16 protein-coding genes are annotated in these 17002 nt (G+C 63.6%); 6 read left to right on the plus strand and 10 right to left on the minus strand.

Annotated elements, in window-relative coordinates; genetic code table 11:
* Positions 1–840: a universal stress protein gene (locus tag Q4543_RS07640; protein WP_303437228.1), complete on the plus strand. Its 840-nt coding sequence runs from the start codon at positions 1–3 to the stop codon at positions 838–840.
* A 52-nt stretch (positions 841–892) separates the two neighbouring features.
* On the opposite strand, the gene Q4543_RS07645 is transcribed toward Q4543_RS07640, so the two are convergent.
* A complete protein-coding gene (locus tag Q4543_RS07645) occupies positions 893–1330 on the minus strand; it encodes a MarR family winged helix-turn-helix transcriptional regulator (RefSeq protein ID WP_303437229.1) in 438 nt (145 codons plus the stop codon).
* An 82-nt stretch (positions 1331–1412) separates the two neighbouring features.
* Positions 1413–2159 (minus strand): transcriptional regulator FnrL, encoded by a 747-nt coding sequence (gene fnrL, locus Q4543_RS07650; protein ID WP_303437284.1) that lies wholly within the window; start codon positions 2157–2159, stop codon positions 1413–1415.
* 98 nt (positions 2160–2257) lie between these two features.
* Here fnrL and hemN point away from each other — a divergent pair, with 98 nt between their 5' ends.
* Entirely contained in the window at positions 2258–3613 is a 1356-nt protein-coding gene (gene hemN, locus Q4543_RS07655; protein ID WP_303437230.1) for an oxygen-independent coproporphyrinogen III oxidase, read from the plus strand.
* Between the two features lie 28 nt (positions 3614–3641).
* On the opposite strand, the gene Q4543_RS07660 is transcribed toward hemN, so the two are convergent.
* From Q4543_RS07660 to Q4543_RS07680, 5 genes are all read right to left on the minus strand, one after another.
* Positions 3642–5231 (minus strand): ABC transporter ATP-binding protein, encoded by a 1590-nt coding sequence (locus Q4543_RS07660; RefSeq protein ID WP_303437232.1) that lies wholly within the window; start codon positions 5229–5231, stop codon positions 3642–3644.
* On the minus strand, positions 5228–6409 hold the full coding sequence (locus Q4543_RS07665; RefSeq protein ID WP_252737677.1) for an ABC transporter permease: 1182 nt from the start codon (positions 6407–6409) through the stop codon (positions 5228–5230). Before Q4543_RS07665 ends, Q4543_RS07660 begins: the two co-directional genes overlap by 4 nt.
* A 1-nt stretch (position 6410) precedes the next feature.
* Entirely contained in the window at positions 6411–7496 is a 1086-nt protein-coding gene (locus tag Q4543_RS07670) for a microcin C ABC transporter permease YejB (RefSeq protein WP_303437234.1), read from the minus strand.
* Between the two features lie 6 nt (positions 7497–7502).
* Positions 7503–9395: an extracellular solute-binding protein gene (locus Q4543_RS07675; protein WP_303437235.1), complete on the minus strand. Its 1893-nt coding sequence runs from the start codon at positions 9393–9395 to the stop codon at positions 7503–7505.
* Between the two features lie 218 nt (positions 9396–9613).
* On the minus strand, positions 9614–10126 hold the full coding sequence (locus Q4543_RS07680) for a cytochrome c family protein (RefSeq protein ID WP_216005045.1): 513 nt from the start codon (positions 10124–10126) through the stop codon (positions 9614–9616).
* A gap of 133 nt (positions 10127–10259) precedes the next feature.
* On the opposite strand from Q4543_RS07680, the gene Q4543_RS07685 reads away from it, so the two are divergent.
* Together Q4543_RS07685 and Q4543_RS07690 are read left to right on the plus strand one after the other, a co-directional pair.
* Positions 10260–11093 carry a prephenate dehydratase gene (locus Q4543_RS07685; RefSeq protein WP_216005044.1) on the plus strand — a complete coding sequence of 278 codons (834 nt, stop codon included), beginning with the start codon at positions 10260–10262 and terminating at the stop codon, positions 11091–11093.
* A gap of 17 nt (positions 11094–11110) precedes the next feature.
* Positions 11111–11590 carry a hypothetical protein gene (locus tag Q4543_RS07690; protein WP_303437236.1) on the plus strand — a complete coding sequence of 160 codons (480 nt, stop codon included), beginning with the start codon at positions 11111–11113 and terminating at the stop codon, positions 11588–11590.
* Between the two features lie 76 nt (positions 11591–11666).
* On the opposite strand, the gene Q4543_RS07695 is transcribed toward Q4543_RS07690, so the two are convergent.
* From Q4543_RS07695 to Q4543_RS07705, 3 genes are read right to left on the minus strand one after another with little or no spacing between them, the layout of a single operon-like run.
* Positions 11667–12473, minus strand: a complete 807-nt coding sequence (locus Q4543_RS07695; RefSeq protein WP_303437237.1) for a TadE/TadG family type IV pilus assembly protein — start codon at positions 12471–12473, stop codon at positions 11667–11669.
* Positions 12474–12483: 10 nt separating this feature from the next.
* Positions 12484–13068: a TadE/TadG family type IV pilus assembly protein gene (locus Q4543_RS07700; RefSeq protein ID WP_303437238.1), complete on the minus strand. Its 585-nt coding sequence runs from the start codon at positions 13066–13068 to the stop codon at positions 12484–12486.
* Complete coding sequence (locus tag Q4543_RS07705; protein WP_303437239.1) at positions 13065–14537, minus strand: TadE/TadG family type IV pilus assembly protein; 1473 nt, start codon at positions 14535–14537, stop codon at positions 13065–13067. Before Q4543_RS07705 ends, Q4543_RS07700 begins: the two co-directional genes overlap by 4 nt.
* A 354-nt stretch (positions 14538–14891) precedes the next feature.
* On the opposite strand from Q4543_RS07705, the gene Q4543_RS07710 reads away from it, so the two are divergent.
* Positions 14892–16328, plus strand: a complete 1437-nt coding sequence (locus tag Q4543_RS07710; protein ID WP_303437240.1) for a Glu/Leu/Phe/Val dehydrogenase — start codon at positions 14892–14894, stop codon at positions 16326–16328.
* 295 nt (positions 16329–16623) lie between these two features.
* Positions 16624–16950, plus strand: a complete 327-nt coding sequence (locus Q4543_RS07715) for a hypothetical protein (RefSeq protein WP_303437241.1) — start codon at positions 16624–16626, stop codon at positions 16948–16950.
* The last annotated feature ends 52 nt before the right edge of the window (positions 16951–17002 follow it).

Genomic DNA, 17002 nt, shown 5'->3' on the forward strand with positions numbered 1-17002 from the left:
ATGGGCTACAAAACAATCCTGACGGTCGTCACGGACGAGGCACTTGCCCAGTCGACCATTGAACACGCCGCCGCCATCGCCAAGGATTGCGATGCGCATCTGGACGTCCTGTGCTTTGGCGTCGATCGGACGCAGACCGGGTATTACTATGCCGGTGCCAACGCGATGATCCTGCAAGAGAGCATCAGCCGTGCCACCGCCGACGCCGAGGCGCTGGCGGCAAGTTGCCGGAAGATCCTTACCGGGTACGATTGCCGCTGGGCCGTCGAAGAAAGCGTTGCGCAGCTGGCCGACATCGGTCGCCATGTGGCAGGCCGGGCGCGGTTTTCCGATCTCGTGGTGCTGCCCAAGCCCTATGGCAAGGATCATGGCGTCGAGCTGGAGCCGGTCACCGAGGGCGCACTGTTCGAAGGCCAGACCCCGGTGTTGATCGTGCCCGAAGGCACGGCCCCGACCGCGACGCCAAAATGCGTGGTGATCGGCTGGAACGAAAGCAGCGAGGCATTGCGCTCTGTCCGCGCGGCGCTGCCAATGCTCGGCTCGGCAGAGAAGGTGCATGTGTTGGTCATCGACCCGCCGCAGCATGGGCCGAACCGGTCCGATCCGGGCGGCGCGCTGTCGCAGTTCCTTGCCCGGCACGGCGTGAAAGCCGAGATCGACGTGCTGTCAAAGACCATGCCACGGGTGTCGGATTTGCTGACCCGCCACGTGCAGGACGTGAACGCCGATATGGTGGTGATGGGGGCCTATGGGCACTCGCGCTTCCGCGAGGCGATCCTTGGCGGGGCGACCCGGAACATGCTGGAACAGGCCCAAGTGCCGGTGTTCCTGGCACACTGACCCGAAGGAGAGCGGATCAGTGCAGGGCGGTGCCTTCGGGCGCCGCCCTTATTTATCGGACCGTGTCCAGCAGCGCCTTCAGCGTCGCAGGATCCGCGCCAAGATCGCCGTCCAGCGCATCATGTTCGGCGCGCCATGCCGGTAGCGCAGACTTGAGCAGCTCGCGCCCCTCGGTGGCCAAGGTCAGCTGGCGGTTGCGCCGGTCCGCCGGGTCGGGGGCGCTGGCCACCAGCCTGCGCCGTTCCAGCACCTTGAGTGCAGCGGTCAGCGTGGTGCGATCCATCGCAAGGAATGGCGACAGGTCCGAGATCCGCGGCGGCTCTGGCCGGTTCAGCGCCATCAGGATCGAAAACTGGCCATTGGTCAGCCCGAATGGTTTGAGCGCCGCATCAAAGCGCCGCGCCAGCACCCGCGCGGCACGCTGCGCCGACAGGCACAGGCAGCGTTCGCGCACTTCAAGAGTTGTGGTCAGGGGGAGGTCGGGGTCCATGTTGCGCCTGCGTTGATATCAACGCAGCATCGCCGCGCAAACACCCGGATGCAACCGACACATATGCTCAATCACGAAGGTATCAGGCGAAAACACCGCCATCGGCGTCGTCGCCCGCTTCTTCTAGCAGACGCGTCATGTCGGGCACGGTGACGTGGCGCTTGCCTTCCAGCGCGATCACCCCGTCCTTTCGCAGCGCAGAGATCTGCCGCGACACGGTTTCCAGCGTCAGGCCAAGGTAATCAGCCATCGCCTCGCGGGTGAGTGGCAGGTCGAACACGATGTCGCCGGTGGCGGTGCGCAGGTTGATCGACGCATCGCGGCGGGCGATGATCGACAGCAACGAGGCGATCTTTTCCCGCGCCGTCTTGCGCCCCAGCACCAGCATCCATTCGCGGGCCGCGTCAAGCTCGTCCAGCGTCATTTCCAGCAGGCGCTGCGCGATGTGGGGCGTGCGGTTCATCAGGTCTTCGAACGGCGTCTTGCGGAAACAGCACATCACCAGATCGGTGGTGGCGGTCACGTCATAGGCCGCCGCGTGGCGGCCCGGCCGCCCGACGAAATCCGACGGCAGCAACAGGCCAACCATCTGGGTGCGACCGTCTTCCATGGTCTGCGTCAGCGTGGCGATGCCCGACACCACCGAGCCGACGAAATCCATCCGATCGCCTGACCAGATCACCGTCTGGCCTGCCTCGAATTTGCGGTAATACTTGATCTCGTCAAGCCGCGCGAGCTCGTCCGTTTCGCAACGGGCACAGACCGCCCTGTGGCGGATGGGGCATTCGTTACAATCCTGAGAAAATGCAGGGCTGCGGTCGTTGAGCATGGTGTTCTCACAGTCCTGTTGTCGATCAAGCCCATTGCGGAACGGGCTCTTGATCTGGGTCAAAGTCTCGTCTTACGCGCAATCTTAAGTGTAGGCGCATGATCACGCGAACACAACTCTCCCGCCTCGGGCTTTTCGACGCGAAAGTGCCCCGGTACACCAGCTATCCGACGGCGCCGCATTTCTCGGATTCGGTGTCAGCGCAGGATTTTACCTCGTGGATCGAGGCGATCCCGGCCAACGGTACGGTGTCGCTGTATCTGCACGTGCCGTTCTGTCGCAGGCTCTGCTGGTTCTGCGCCTGCCGCACCCAAGGCACCACGACCCTGTCGCCGGTGGCGGGGTATGTCGAAACGCTGATGGCCGAGCTGGAACTGCTCAAGGCGCATCTGCCGCGCGGGGTAAAGTTGTCGCGTCTGCATTGGGGCGGCGGCACGCCGACGCTGCTGACGCCGGACATGATGCGCGCGCTGCTCGACAAGGTCCGGGAGGTGGCGGATTTCGCCGAGAATGCCGAATTCTCGGTCGAGATCGATCCCAACGAGATCGACGGCGAGCGGCTCGATGTGCTGGCGGCGGGCGGGATGAACCGGGCCTCGATCGGGGTGCAGGATTTCAACGCGCAGATCCAAGAGACCATCGGCCGCCCGCAAAGTTTCGAGATCACCCGCAACGCGGTCGAGATGATCCGCGCGCGCGGCGTGGCGAGCCTGAATGCCGACATCCTCTTTGGCCTGCCGCATCAGACCCGCGAGCGCATCACCGAAACCGTGCAGAAGCTGCTGAGCTTCGCGCCAGACCGGGTGGCGCTATATGGCTATGCGCATGTGCCGTGGATGGCCAAGCGCCAGCAGATGATCCCGTCTGACGCGCTGCCCAGCCCGGAAGACCGGCTTGCGCTGTTCGAGACCGCGCGCCGGCTGTTCGCCTGGGATGGGTATGCGGAAATCGGCATCGACCATTTCGCCGCGCCCGACGACGGGCTGGCCATCGCGCAGAAGACCGGCAAGCTGCGGCGCAATTTCCAAGGCTATACGGATGATACCTCCGAGGTGTTGATCGGGCTTGGGGCGTCTTCGATTTCGCGCTTCCCGCAAGGCTATGCGCAGAACGTCTCGTCGACCTCGGCCTATCAGGGCGCAGTGCGCGACGGTGGTTTTGCCACGGCCAGAGGCCATGCCTTTCGCGGCGACGACCGGCTGCGCGCCCGCATGATCGAGATGCTGATGTGCGATTTCCATACGCGCAACGACGAGCTGGTGCGCTCTTACGGCGCCGAGCACGAAGCGCTTGCTGCAATCTATGCAAAGGTGAACGACGCGTTCGACGGGCTGCTCAGGGTGAGCGGCGAGGGGCTGTTCATCCCCCAAGACGCCCGCCCGCTGACCCGCCTCGTCGCGCGCGCCTTCGACAGCTACGATACGGCCAAGGCAAAGCACAGTTCGGCGATCTGAGCGCCGTCGAAACCGGCCGCGCGCTGGGTTATCCCGCCAGATCGAAGGCCGCCGCGAACAGCTTGCGGGTATAGTCCGTCTGCGGATTGGAAAAGATCGCTGCCGCCTCGCCGGTTTCGACCACGTCGCCCTGTTTCATCACGATGATCTTGTGCGACATCGCCTGCACCACCTTCAGGTCATGCGAGATGAACAGGTAGGCCAGATCATACTTGCGCTGCAATTCACGCAGCAGCTCGACGATCTGCACCTGCACCGTCATGTCCAGCGCCGAGGTCGGCTCGTCCAGCACCACCAGCCGGGGCCGCAGCACCATGGCCCGCGCGATGGCGATGCGCTGGCGCTGTCCGCCCGAGAATTCATGCGGGTAGCGGTGCTTTGTCGCCGGATCGAGCCCAACCTCGCGCATCACCTCTTCGACCGCCTGTGCCGCCGGCTTGCCATCGGGCGAGCCATGCACGCCCAGCCCCTCGGCGATGATCTGCTCGCAGGTCATGCGCGGCGAGAGCGAGCCGAACGGGTCCTGAAACACGATCTGCATTTCGCTGCGCAGGCGGCGCAATTCGCGGGTCGACCAGCCGCGCACGTCGCGGCCGCGATAGGTGATGCCACCCTCGGACGCGATCAGCCGCATCACCGCCAGCGCCAGCGTGGTCTTGCCCGAGCCAGATTCGCCGACGATGCCGACGGTTTCACCGGCGCGCACGGCAAAGCTGGCCTCGTTCACCGCCTTCACATGGCCTACCGTCTTTTTCAGAAAGCCGCGCTGGATCGGGAACCAGATCTTCAGCTTGTCGGTGCGCGCCACCTCTTCGGCATCGGGCGCAACCGGGTTCGGCAGGCCGCTGCTTTCGGCGGAAATCAACATCTGCGTATAGGGGTGCTGCGGGTTGGCGAACAGCTCGCCCGTTGGGCCCTGCTCGACGATCTCTCCCTGTTTCATCACGCAAACCCGATCGGCGATCTTGCGCACGATCTTCAGGTCATGGGTGATGAACAGCATCGACAGCCCCATCGAGCGCTTCAGCTCGGCCAGCAGTTCAAGGATCTGCGCCTGAATGGTCACGTCCAGCGCCGTTGTCGGCTCGTCAGCGATCAGCAGGTCCGGGCCGTTGGCCAGCGCCATGGCGATCATCACCCGCTGACGCTGCCCGCCAGACAGCTGGTGCGGATAGGCCGACAGCCGGCTTTCCGGCTCGCGGATGCCAACCTTGGTCAGCAACTCCAGAATGCGCGCCTGCGCCGCATCGCCCACCAGCCCCTGATGCAGCGCAAGGCTTTCGCCGAGCTGCTTTTCCAGCGTGTGCAGCGGGTTGAGCGAGGTCATCGGTTCCTGAAAGATGAAGCTGATGTCATTGCCGCGCACCGCGCGCAGCTTGGCGGGCGAGGCACCGATCATCTCGGCCCCCTTGTACTGCACCGAGCCCTCGACCAGCGCGGAATCTCCCAGCAGCGACACCGTCGACAGCGCCGTCACCGATTTGCCAGACCCGGATTCGCCGACCAGCGCCACCGTCTCGCCCTTGGCGAGCGAAAACGATACGCCCTTGACCGCTTGCGAGGTCTTGCCGTCCTGCCGGAAGCTCACCTTCAGGTCGCGCACATCGAGCAGGGTCATGAAAAGGTCTTCCTTGGGTCGAACGCATCGCGCACGCCTTCAAAGATGAAGACCAGCAGCGAGAGCATCAGCGCGAACACGGTAAAGGCGGTAAAGGCAAGCCACGGCGCTTGCAGGTTCTGTTTCGCCTGAAGCGTCAGCTCGCCCAGCGACGGCGCCGAGGACGGCAGCCCGAAGCCAAGGAAATCCAGCCCCGCCAGCGTCGAGATCGTGCCGGTGACGATGAACGGCAGCATGGTCAGGGTGGCGACCATGGCGTTGGGCAGCATGTGGCGGAACATGATGACGGTGTTGCTGACCCCCAGCGCCTTGGCCGCGCGCACGTATTCAAGGTTGCGCGCGCGCAGGAATTCGGCGCGCACCACGCCCACCAGCGCCGTCCAGCCAAAGGCGATGGTCAGGAATACCAGAAGCCAGAAACTGCGGCCCAGAATGGCGAAGAGGATGATGATGATGTAGAGCGACGGGGTCGATGACCAGATCTCGATCACCCGCTGAAAGATCAGGTCGAGCCAGCCGCCGAAATAGCCCTGAAGCGCCCCGGCGATGATGCCGATCAGCGAGGCGCAGACCGTCACGATCAGGGTGAACAGGATCGACAGGCGAAAGCCGTACAGCACCCGCGCCGCGACATCGCGCTTGGTGTCATCGGTGCCCAGCCAGTTCTGCGCGTTCGGGGGCAGGGGGGCGGCGCCGGGGCGATCCACCGGGGTGTTGAAGCTGTAGGGGATCACCGGCCAGAGCATCCAGCCGGGCTGGGCATCAATGCCAAGATCCTCGCCCGCGTCGACCTTTGCGATCAGCCCGTCGGGGTCATCGAAACAGGCCTCGAGCCCGCCGGTGCGGATCAGGCATTTGACCTCGGGGTCCTGATAGGCGGCCTCGGTGCGGAAATCGCCGCCAAAGTCGGTCTCGGCGTAAAAGCTGAAGATCGGCATCCGGTACTCGCCGCGATAGTTCACGAGGATCGGCTTGTCGTTGGCGATGAACTCGGCGAACAGCGACAGGGTGAACAGGATGGTAAAGATCACCAGCGACCAGAACGCCCGCCCGTTGCGGCGGAAATTGCGCCAGCGCCGCGCGTTCAGCGGCGACAGGGCAAAGCGCGCCCGGCTCTGCGGGATCGGGCCTGCGCCCGGTTCGGGGTTGGGGCGCAGCGGAGAGGATTCGTAGCTCATCTCAGCCCTCGCGCTTTTCGAAGTCGATGCGCGGATCGACGAGGACATACATCAGGTCCGACAGGATGCCGACCACAAGGCCAATGAGGCCGAATATGAACAGCGTGCCGAAGATCACCGGGTAATCGCGCGCCACCGCGGCCTCGAAGCCCAGCCGGCCAAGCCCGTCGAGCGAAAAGATCGTCTCGATGATCAGGCTGCCGGAAAAGAACACGCCGATGAACACCGCCGGAAAGCCTGCGATGACGATCAGCATGGCGTTGCGGAAGACATGGCCGTACAGCACCCGGCGTTCGGTCAGCCCCTTGGCGCGGGCGGTCATCACGTAGTGTTTCTTGATCTCGTCGAGAAAGCTGTTCTTGGTCAGCAGCGTCAGCGTGGCAAAGGCCGAGATCGTCGAGGCCAGCACCGGCAGCGTGATGTGCCAGAAGTAATCGGCGATCCTGGCGGGCCGGCTCAGCGCCTCCCAGTTGTCGGAGGTCAGGCCGCGAATGGGGAAGATCTGCCAGTAAGAGCCGCCCGCGAACAGCACCAGCAGCAGGATGGCGAACAGGAAGCCGGGGATCGCATAGGCGACGATGATCGCGCCGGATGTCCATGTATCAAAAGCGGTGCCATCCTTGACCGCCTTACGGATGCCCAGCGGGATCGAGATGATATAGGCGATCAGCGTTGACCACAGGCCCAGCGAGATCGACACCGGCATCTTTTCCATCACCAGATCGATCACCGAGATCGAGCGGAAGTAACTCTCGCCGAAATCGAAACGCATGTAACTCCACAGCATGGTCAGGAAACGTTCGATTGGGGGCTTGTCGAAGCCGAATTCCTTTTCGAGATCGGCGATGAAATCGGCAGGCAGGCCCCGCGCCCCGGCGTATTGATCCGCGCCGCCGCCGCCACCGGCCGCCACCTCGCCGCCGCCACCCGAGAAGCCCTCGAACACGTCGCCGCCGCCCTGAACCTGCGCAATGATCTGCTCGATCGGCCCGCCGGGCACGAACTGAACCAGCGTGAAGTTAATGATCATGATCCCCAGTAGGGTCGGGATGATCAGCAGCAGTCGTCTGAGAATATAGGCGCCCATAGGGGGTTACAGCTTTCCTGCGGCGCGCAGCGCGTCGGCCTTGGCCGTGTCCCACCACCAGATCGACATCTCGCCCAGCCCTTGCGGGGGCGGCGTGTCGGAGGGGCGGTCATAAACATCCAGATAGGCGATGTTGTGCACGCCCTTGTACCATTGCGGCACCCAGATGTGCAGCGCCCTCAGCACCCGGTCTAGCGCATGCACCGCCACGGTCATGTCTTCGCGGCTTTCGGCATCGGCGATGATGCGGATCAGACGGTCGACCGCCTCGTTCTTGAGCCCCGCAGTGTTCATCGAGCCGGGCACATCGGCGGTTTCCGAGCCAAAGACCGAGCGCAGCTCGTCGCCGGGGGTCTGGCTCATGGAAAAGCGCTGGGTGACGATATCGAAGTTGAAGTTCTTTTCGCGCTCCTGCGCTTCGGCGGAATCGACGCGGTTGGCCGTGGCTTCGATCCCCAGCCGCCCGAGGTTGTCGATCATCGGGTTGATGATGCGGTCGAACGAGGGGCTGTCGTTGAGCACCTCGAGGGTCAGCCGCTGGCCGTCCTTGTAACGGAACCCGTCATCGCCGACGATCCAGCCCGCATCTTCGAGCAGCTTGCCGGCCGCGCGCAGGCTGCGGCGGTCGGCAAGGTCTTCGACGCTGGACACCGGGGGCACATAGGCCGGTTCGCTGAACACGGTTTCGGGGATGTACTCGCGCAGCGGTTCAAGCAATTCCAGTTCCTCGGGCGAGGGCATCCCCGTCGCCTGAAGTGTCTGCGAGTTTTCCCAGAAGCTGTCGGTGCGCTCGTAAAGCCCGTAGAACAGGCTTTCATTGGACCATTCGAAATTGAACGCCATGCCGATTGCCTCGCGCACGCGCGGATCGGCAAACTTGTCGCGGCGCAGGTTGAAAAAGAACCCCTGCGTGCCCGCCGGTCGACCATCGGGCAGGGTGTCGACCTTGATCGTGCCGTCCTGCGTGGCAGGGAAATCATAGCCGGTGGCCCAGAGCTTCGACAGGAATTCCTCGCGGTAGGTATAGGCGCCGCCCTTGAACGCCTCGAAGGCGGTGGTGTAATCGGCGAAATATTCGACGCGCAGCACGTCGAAATTGTTCTGCCCGACATTCACCGGCAGATCCTTGCCCCAGTAATCGTCGCGCCGCTTGTAAGCCACCGAGCGCCCCGGATCGACCGACAGCAATTCGTACTGGCCCGATCCCATCGGTGGCTCGAGGCTGCTTTCGGCAAAGTCGCGATCCGCGTACCAGTCTTTCGAGAACACCGGCAGCCCGCCCGCCGTCATCAGCAATTCGCGCAGCGGCCCGTCGGGGTTGAAGGTGAATTTCACCGTATGGGCATCCAGCGCCTCGGCGCCGAGGATGTCCTTGAACTGCACCCTGAAGCTGGGCAGGCCCTTGTCGACCAGCGTTTCGAAGCTGAACACCACGTCCTGCGCGGTGACGGGAGAGCCGTCGCGAAAGGTTGCCTCGGGGCGCATGTGAAAGATGATCCACTCGCGGCTTTCGGGGTATTCCACGCTGCTTGCCAGCAGGCCGTACATGCTGTCGGGCTCGTCCAGCGTGCCGGTCAGCAGGCTGTCGTAGAACACCGAAGACAGCGCCGCAGCGTTACCCTTGAGGATGAACGGCGTCAGGCTGTCGAAGGTGCCGAAGGCCCATGTCGACATCTCGCCGCCCTTGGGGGCGTCCGGGTTGACGTAATCGAAATGCGCGAAGCCTTCGGGGTATTTCAGCTCGCCAAAGGACGACACGCCATGGGCGTGAATGACGGTGTCATCCTGTGCCAAGGCCGGGCTGGCAAGGGCCAGAGCAAGCGCAAGGCCAAACTTGGGGATCGAAGATCCAAAGAAACGGGCGGGTCGGGTGGCTGCGGCGCGCGTCGTCCGGATCATGAGATCTCCCTGTCTGTGGCTGTTGTGGCGAGTCCGTTCGGCGACAGTCTGCCGCCTGTGCAAGCTACGAGAGCCACAGGGCCATGTTCAAGCGATCATTGCTAGAGTTTGCGTGATCGCCCCGCGATGTGCCGGGCGATCTTGCAGCTGGGCGGTCCGGTATCGCAAGGGCCGTGACGATCCGCGGCCCCCTGTCCCCTGCCTTGCGCCGGTGTCGATCAGCCGTCGAGACCGTCGAGATAGGCGATCAGGTTCACCCGGTCTTCGGGCTTTCTCAGCCCGGCAAAGCTCATGGTGGTGCCCGGAGCAGCCGCCTTGGGGCTTTCGAGGAAGTTGAACAGGTTCTCGGGCGTCCATGTGTCGCCCACCTGCAGCAGCGCGCCGGAATAGTTGAAGCCGTCGACCGCGTTGACCGGGCGGCTCACCACGCCGTCAAGATGCGGGCCGGTGGCATTGCTGCCGTCAACCTTGTGGCAGGCGCGGCACTTGCCGAACACTTTCTCGCCCGCGCCGGCATCGGCGCTGGCCATGAGGGTGGCGAAATCGACCGGGGCTTCTTCTTCGGCGCCGCCGCCCTCGCTGCCGGTGTCGATCACATAGGCCGCCGCGTGTTCTTCGCCATGGCCACCCATGCTGTACAGGGATTCACCAACCCAGCTGCCCAGCAGGTAGACCAGAAGCGCGCCACATGCGCCGCCAACGGCCTTGGTCATCGTCATCGTGTCGAACATGATCGCGTATCCCTAAGTTCTCCTCGCGGTTTTCTACGGGTTCCCATGGTTTCTGGCAAGGTATATGAGGCGCGACCAAATGTGCACCAACCGCATTGCGTGTGCAAAACATCACTGACCGGATGAGTATGACATGAGCAACCGTATCGCTTTTCAGGGAGAGCTTGGCGCCTATTCGCACGAAGCCTGTGCAAATGCCCGCCCCGATATGGAGCCGCTGCCCTGCGCGACCTTCGAGGATGTCATCGCGGCGGTGCGCTCGGGCGAGGCCGCGCTGGCGATGCTGCCGGTCGAAAATACCACCTATGGGCGGGTCGCCGACATCCACCGCCTGCTGCCCGAAAGCGGCCTGCGCATTGTCGGCGAGGCCTTTGTGCGGGTGCATATCTCGTTGATGGCGCTGCCGGGCGTGACGCTGCAAGAGCTGAAAAATGTGCGCGCCCATGTGGTGCTGCTGCCACAGGCGGCCAGCTTTCTGACCAAATACGGCATTCGCGGCGAAGCCTATGCCGACAGCGCCGGGGCGGCGGCAGAGCTTGCGCGCAGCGGCGATCGCACGATGGGTGTGCTGGCGTCGGATCTGGCGGCCGAGACCTACGGGCTGGAGATCCTTGCACGGCATATCGAGGACCACGCCCACAACACCACCCGTTTCGTGATCATGTCGCCCGATGCAGACCTGTCCCGGCGCGGCAGCCACGGCATGATGACCACTTTCATCTTTCAGGTGCGCAACATCCCGGCGGCGCTGTACAAGGGGCTTGGCGGCTTTGCCACCAATGGCGTCAACATGACCAAGCTGGAAAGCTACATGGTCGGCGGCTCGTTCGAGGCATCGCAGTTTTATGCCGATATCGAGGGCCATCCGGAGGATCCGGCCGTGGCCCGCGCGCTTGAGGAACTGGACTATTTCACCGAGCGGCTTGAAATCCTCGGGGTCTACCCGCGCGATCCACGCCGGGACTGAACGCCAAGGGGGGCAGAATGAGCGAAGAGATCATTGCGACCGTAAGCACATCCGGCGCCCGGCGGGTGACGGGCGTGGGCACGCTGGGGCTGCTTGGGGGGTTGCTGGTCTGGATGGCGGCGAGCCAGCCCGCCGCAGGCCTGGCCTGGCAGCTGTCGCTGGCGCTGATGGGGGCGGCGGCGCTGTGGATGGCGGTCCGGATGTGGCGTGACACCGCCCGCAATCTGGTGCTGACCGACGTCGAGCTGCGCGACAGCACCGGCGCGGTGCTGGCCCGCGTCGATGACATCCAGAAGGTCGATCGCTCGATGTTCGCGATGAAGCCGTCGAACGGCTTTGTCATCCGGCTCAAGACGCCCGGCCCGCGGGCGTGGCACCCCGGCCTGTGGTGGCGGTTTGGACGCCGCGTCGCGGTGGGCGGGGTCACGGCGGGGCGCGATTCAAAGCCGCTGGCCGATGCGCTCGCCATTCTGGTCGCCCGCCAGTCAGGCAGCTGATCCGCGACGCCGGGCGCCCTGAAACGCCGGCGCCGGCCCCAAAGGGCCGGTGCGCGCTGCCATGGGGGCTGCGGTTCTAGCCGCGGTGATCGCGGTCGGGATAATCCGAGGTGGCTTCGTTGTTGTCGGTGCCATCGATGTTGCCCTCTGCCGAGGTGCTGTCGGATACCAGAGCATCGATGTAGAGCCCTTCGTCCAGCCCTTCCCACGACACCTGATTGGTATAGCGCGGGCGGGTGAAGCTGTAGGTGGTCAGCTCCATCTCTCCGAGGCCCGGCGCGCTGTTGCGCAGCCCCACGATGCGCAGCGCCGGGGTCCAGTGTTCGCTGGTTTCAACGAGGATCACCTCGTCGCCCGACTGCATCTCGGGGATTCGCGCCGCATAGTTGCTGCTTAGATTGCTGTTGCTCATCGGGATCATGCCGCCGCGGGCCTCGGACCACTTCACCGCCAGCGCGTTGCTGCCATCCGCGTAAAGCACATTCTTGACCACTGTGATGCGCATCGAGATGTCATAGGCGCTGATGGTCTCTGTTTGGACGGATTCAAGGCCATCGGTGTCGGTGACCGTGGTGCTGATGGTTCTGCTCACGGGCTCGGTGCCGGTGTGCGTCAGCAGCGCCAGCATCTTGTAGGTGTTGTCGATATAGGCGTCGTTCAGCTCGTCAGTTTCGCGCGACAGCATGTCGCCGATGGCAAAATTTGCCTTCTGGCCCACCGCCTGCTGGCGGAAGACGTCGAAGTAGATCCAGCTTGCGGCGAACAGCGTGAACAGGGTCGGCAGGATGATCGCCACCTCGACGGTGGTGTAGCCTTCGGTATCCTTGGCGAAGCGACGCAGCCCGTGGCGCAGCGATGTCGAAATTGCGGTAACATTTAACATCACACTGCCCTCAGGTTGGTTCGTAAACGAAGATGCCGGTCGACACCACGGCGGTGTAGCCCAGCTCGTCCGAGACGCCGGCCCCGGCGAGGAAAGATCCCGGCGTGGCGGTCTTGTACTTGTAGCAGGCGCGCAGGATCATGGTCTGGTGCGCGATGCCGTTCTGGAAGTTGCGCGCCGGGGTCAGGCGGTCTGTCAGCGGAATGTCTTCGCCGATTTCGTTGCTGACGGTGAACAGCTTGATGGTGTCGGTGCACGATGGCTTGTCGTCCGGCGCCACGTAGTCGCGCATGTCGACCCCCAGCATCTCGAGGTTCAGCAGCTCGTTGCAGTTGGTCAGGACCGACGAGCGCGCGCAGATTTCCGTCTTGAGCGCGTCGTGGGTCCAGACCGTACTGGTGTCGAGCTTGACCTCGCGGATGGCCTGATCAAGCGCCCGTTCGAGCGAGACCTGACGCAGCGTGTAGGCGCCAAGATCGACGGTCGAGACGGCGATGCCCAGCATCAGCGGGGTCCAGAGGATGACGGGGACAACTCCGGTGCCGTCTTCGCTGACGCAGAAGCGGCGCAGTTTTTTCAGGACGGCATGTGTCATTGGATAAGCTTCAGCTGATTGATGGATCCGGCGATGGACTTGAAGGTGGCGGCGATCTGGGTGCGGTCGACCGCGTAGTAATGCGACTGCGACGAGGCGCAGGCTTTCATCACGTCACCACCATGTTCGGTGGTCTCGAAGCCGATGGTCCAGATTACGATGCCTTGGTTCTTGGCCGCAGTGCAGATGCTGCTCAGCAGCGAATCGCCGGTAGTGGCGTCGTATTTCTGGGTGTAGAATCCAGAGCGGCTTGAAGATTTCACGTAGCGATTGAGGTAGTACCAGAGGTTGTACTTGCTCCAGTGCACGTATTCGCTGTCGGAATTATAGGCCCAGTCCTGAATGCGGAACGACCGGTCGTGCTGCCCGTCGGTCATCAGCACGATGGCCTTGGCGGTCTCGCCGTCGTCATAGGCGGCCGGGCGGCCCTCGAACACCGTATCGACCGTGTTGTCCGCGATCATCCCCGAGACCATGGGTTGCGTTGACGGGTCAAGCAGCGCGGTGCCCCATTTCATCCCGAGAAAGATCGAGGTGCCGGCGCGCGGCTGAAGGCTGTAGATCTGCGTTTTCAGCGCGGTGGCATCGTTGCTCCATGGCCTGATGCGCTCGTACTCGTAGCGCGGGCAGATGGTATCGCTCAGCGAGTTGTTCGAGCCGTCATAGTTCCACTGGTAATGCTGCATCTGCTCGAACTGGGTGCTGAGGCTCAGCCCGGTCTCGGTGAACAGCGCGTTCGGGAATTCGAGGCAGTGCGAATAGCCGTGCATCCAGTCGACGTTCATGTAGCTCAGGATCTCGGGGCCGGCGTTGACCTGTTCCGAATAGGGCACAAGATTGACCGACGTGTAATCCAGGGCGCCATCCGCCAGCACGGTGTCGATGAACAGCGCAGCCGCATCCTGCATCGAGGACATCTTGTCGCCGTCATCCATCGAGCCAGAGACGTCGAGCACGAGCGAGATTTCGACCTTGTTGAACTTTTCAACAGCGGTCGACAGGCCATATGCCTGAAGCGTCTTGGTCCGCTCGATGAATTCCTGCAAGGCTTTGACCGGCAGCGCGACCTGCGACAGGTTCGACGGCATGGTCTTGTAGCCCTCGCCGGTCACCGTCTTCGAGGTCAGCGTGCTTTGCGCATCAACGCGGATCAGCGCTTCGCCGACCCCCATCTTGGCCATGTAATCCTCGACCACCCCGGTTGCGTCGAGCGTGTTGTCGAGGTCGGCCGCCGCCAGCACGGCACGATCGAGCGTGTTCTGGATCTTGTTGCGGTTCAGCTCGGCATACATGATGTCGATGCTGAAGCCGCCGAAGATCAGCATCAGGGTAACGAGGAACAGCGCCATAAGCGTCATGTTGCCATCATCGCGGGTTGCGAAGTTGCGAAGGCTGCTGCTCAGGGCCGAGATGGCAGTCTCGGTCCGCGGCGCCTGGGCGTTCTCCCATGAAGAACGAATCTGAGTCATCCCGGTTCCTTCCTTCCGGGCGCAGGCCCCGGAAATGCCCCCACATGGCACTTTTTAGAATGGCCAGACTATGCCCTTGTTTCATGGCAGGAATAGGGCGAAGTTTATGGGAAGTATTTGATATTAATGGTATTTGTGGAAACAGATCTGGGCGCTTGCGCGGGTCTGTTTCGGCGGGCCGGACAATCGGCGGGAAACTGGTTTCCCAAACCCTGCAAAGAAGGTGCAAGTTTGTTGAAAAAGAGAATCGTTCACGGCTTCTGAGATTGGAAACCATTCTCTGCGAAGCTGTTCCTGGCAGAATCAGGGCAGAGCAGGCCCTCTTTGCATTCGCCAAAACGGGAGGAGACCGACATGTGCGCAGCACCGGCAAATGAGCCGACATTCCGTCAGAGCGTCGATCTGATGTTCAACCGCGCCGCGGCGCTGATGGATCTGCCCCCGGGGCTCGAACAGAAGATCCGCGTGTGCAACGCCACCTATACGGTGCGCTTCGGGGTGCGGCTGCGCGGGCAGCTCCAGACCTTTACCGGCTACCGTGCGGTGCATTCCGAACATATGGAGCCTGTCAAGGGCGGCATCCGCTACGCCGCCTCGGTCGATCAGGACGAGGTCGAGGCGCTGGCGGCGCTGATGACCTACAAATGCGCGCTGGTCGAGACGCCGTTCGGCGGATCGAAGGGCGGGCTTTGCATCGATCCGCGCGAATATGACGAGCACGAGCTGGAACTGATCACCCGGCGCTTTGCCTACGAGCTGATCAAGCGCGATCTGATCCACCCGAGCCAAAACGTGCCCGCGCCCGACATGGGCACCGGCGAGCGGGAAATGGCGTGGATCGCCGATCAATATGCCCGGATGAACACCACCGACATCAATTCCCGCGCCTGCGTGACCGGCAAGCCGATCAATGCCGGCGGCATTCAGGGCCGCACGGAGGCGACCGGGCGCGGCGTGCAATACGCCCTGCGTGAATTCTTCCGCCACCCCGAGGACGTGGCGGCGGCGGGTCTGTCGGGCAAGCTCGATGGCAAGCGGATCGTGGTGCAGGGGCTGGGCAATGTTGGCTATCACGCGGCCAAGTTCCTGTCCGAGGAAGACGGCGCGCTGATCGTCGGCATCGTCGAACGCGACGGCGCATTGTACGATCCGGATGGGCTTCACGTCGAGCAGGTGCGCGACTGGCTGGTGCGCCACGGCGGGCTGACCGGCTATCACGAGCCCAACACCGTGGCCTCTGGCGCCTCGGTGCTCGAGGCTGACTGCGACATCCTGATCCCGGCGGCGTTGGAAGGGGTGATCAACCTGTCCAATGTGCACCGGATAAAGGCGCCGCTGATCCTTGAGGCGGCCAATGGCCCGATCACCGCCGGGGCCGACGATATTCTGCGCGCCCGCGGCACGGTCATCATCCCCGACCTGTTCGCCAATGCGGGCGGGGTGACGGTGTCGTATTTCGAATGGGTCAAGAACCTCAGCCATATCCGCTTTGGCCGGATGCAGCGCCGTCAGGAAGAGGCGCGCCACCAGCTTGTCGTCGACGAGCTGGAACGGCTCGATGCGGCGATGGGGGATAGGTGGTCGCTGTCGCCTACGTTCAAGGACAAGTACCTGCGCGGCGCCGACGAGCTGGAACTGGTGCGCTCGGGGCTCGATGACACGATGCGCACCGCCTATCAGTCGATGCGCGAGGTCTGGCATGGGCGCGACGATGTCTCCGATCTGCGCACCGCTGCCTTTATCACCGCCATCGACCGCGTGGCGAAAAGCTACCGCGCCAAGGGGCTTTGAGGCATCTCTGCGCAATTCAGCCCGGCGAACACGCGGTTTGCCGGGCTGGGTGGCAGGCGAATGACCTGCCTTGCGCGATTTCCGGCGGGTGGTGGCCGGGGCGGTGACGCCCTTGCGGATCGGGGCGCGTCCGGCGCAGGCTGTGCAAAGCGTCTTGGCGACGCGCTGGTGCTTTCGGCCCCGGATGCCGATGCCGGGGGGGGGTGACGCTGTACTGACGCAAGGGCATCGGCCTCGTCGTGACAGGCGGGGCCGCTTGCTGTATGCGGCGCGGTGTTCTTTTGAGGGGATGGTGATGCGCGCTTTATGGATTGTTGGTGCCCTGCTGCTGGCAGGGCCTGCTCTGGGCGAAACAGGGCGGGGCGAAACGGGCCATGGCAAAACGGGGCAGGGCGAAATGGTGCAGAGCGAAAGCACCTGCGACCTCACCGCGCGGCTGGTTGCCGAAACGGTGGCCGCCCGCGCCGACGGGCAAAGCAGGGCCAAGGCTCGCGCGCCGCTGCGCGAGCGCCTCGGGCGCGAGGCGGGCGACATGCTGGTCGAATGGGTGTGGTCGCTGCCAAAGGACCAGCTGACCCCGGCGGTGGGCGCGGCTTGGAAAACCCAATGTGAGGCGCAATAGCGCGGGCGGGCCGGTGATGCGCGGGACGCCACAACGCGGTGTCTGGACTCGG

It is taken from the genome of Salipiger sp. 1_MG-2023 (assembly GCF_030547555.1).
GTDB lineage: Bacteria > Pseudomonadota > Alphaproteobacteria > Rhodobacterales > Rhodobacteraceae > Salipiger.